This window comes from Aeromonas sp. PrichA-15 (assembly GCF_017939245.1).
GTDB classification, from domain to species: domain Bacteria; phylum Pseudomonadota; class Gammaproteobacteria; order Enterobacterales; family Aeromonadaceae; genus Aeromonas; species Aeromonas caviae.
Window position 1 is genome coordinate 1 of the sequence record NZ_JAGKRH010000144.1, and the last position, 1,488, is coordinate 1,488.

Consider the following 1,488-nt stretch of genomic DNA (forward strand, 5'->3'; position numbering starts at 1 on the left):
ATCGCGCGCTGGCATTCGTGCAAGGGGCCCGCAATACCATCGCCGACATCATCCACCGTCGCGATCACCGCCTGCTGGTGATCTGTGGTCCCTGCTCCATCCACGACATGGACGCTGCCAAAGAGTACGCAACCAGACTCAAAGCGATGCATGACGCCTATCAGGACTCTCTCTACATTGTCATGCGGGTCTACTTTGAGAAGCCGCGCACCACGGTCGGCTGGAAGGGCTTTATCAACGATCCGAACCTGGACGGCACCTTTGACGTGGAACTGGGTCTGCACCGCGCCCGCGAGCTGCTCTGCTGGCTGGCCGAGCTGGAGTTGCCGCTGGCGACCGAGGCGCTCGACCCCATCAGCCCGCAATACCTGGCGGAGCTCTTCTCCTGGTCGGCCATCGGTGCCCGCACCACCGAATCCCAGACCCACAGGGAGATGGCGTCCGGCCTCTCCATGCCGGTCGGCTTCAAGAACGGCACCGACGGCAACCTCGGCACCGCCATCAATGCGCTGCAGGCCGCTTCCAGTCCTCATGCCTTCATGGGGATCAACCAGCAGGGTCAGGTCGCGCTGCTGCAGACCCAGGGCAACCCGGATGGTCATGTGATCCTGCGTGGCGGCAAGCACCCGAACTACGACTCGGTCAATGTGTCGCTGGCGGAAGAGGCGCTGGAGAAGGCGGGCCTGCTGCCCGGTCTGGTGGTGGATTGCAGCCACGGCAACTCCAGCAAGGATCACCGGCTGCAGCCCAAGGTGGCCGACAACGTCATTCACCAGATCCAGGAGGGCAACCGCTCCATCATCGGGGTGATGCTCGAATCCAACCTGTTCGAAGGCAACCAGTCCAGCGAGCAGCCCAAGTGCGAGATGCGCTACGGCGTCTCCATCACCGATGCCTGCATCGACTGGGAGACCACGGATGCGCTGCTGGCCCGCTGCCACAGCCAGCTGGCGGCACCACTTTTGGCCAGAACATCGGCATAAGCCGTGGTATCTTGTTGCAACTGATTGAACCATCGAGGTATCACTGCCCACGCAGTGATACCTTGTTGCCTCTTGAATGACAGGGCGTCGCTGCGGGCGGCGCCAGCAGGGACTGGACATGGCGAAAGAGTTGAATGCCCTCAGGGACAAGATAGATGCGGTGGACAAGCAGCTGATTGATCTGCTGGCCGCTCGTCTCGCCCTGGTGGGGGAAGTGGGGGAAGTGAAAAGCCGGCACGGCTTGCCCATCTATGCACCGGATCGGGAGGCGAGCATGCTGGCCCGCCGCCGCGCCGAGGCCGAGGTACTGGGGGTGCCGGGGGACCTTATCGAGGACGTGCTGCGCCGGGTGATGCCCACGCCAGCCGGCTGACTTGCTGGCTGGCCACGAGCTGCTTGGTTTTTTGCACCCCGATCACCTCAATCATTGGCCCCTATTGAGCGAGGAGCAGGGGGACAGGTTCGCCATCACCCCGACCCTGCGGGCCAGCAGCGGGGAAACCTT

Annotated in this window: 1 protein-coding gene and 2 pseudogenes; all 3 read left to right on the forward strand. The window is 63.2% G+C overall.

Annotated features, from left to right (window positions below):
• A partial coding sequence (locus tag J9889_RS16615) for a 3-deoxy-7-phosphoheptulonate synthase (protein WP_210557387.1) occupies positions 1 to 983 on the forward strand: 983 nt, incomplete at its 5' end.
• 118 nt (positions 984 to 1,101) lie between these two features.
• Positions 1,102 to 1,338: pseudogene (tyrA, locus tag J9889_RS16620) on the forward strand (chorismate mutase); the annotation flags it as partial.
• Position 1,339: 1 nt separating this feature from the next.
• Positions 1,340 to 1,488, forward strand: a pseudogene (locus tag J9889_RS16625) (LysR family transcriptional regulator); the annotation flags it as partial.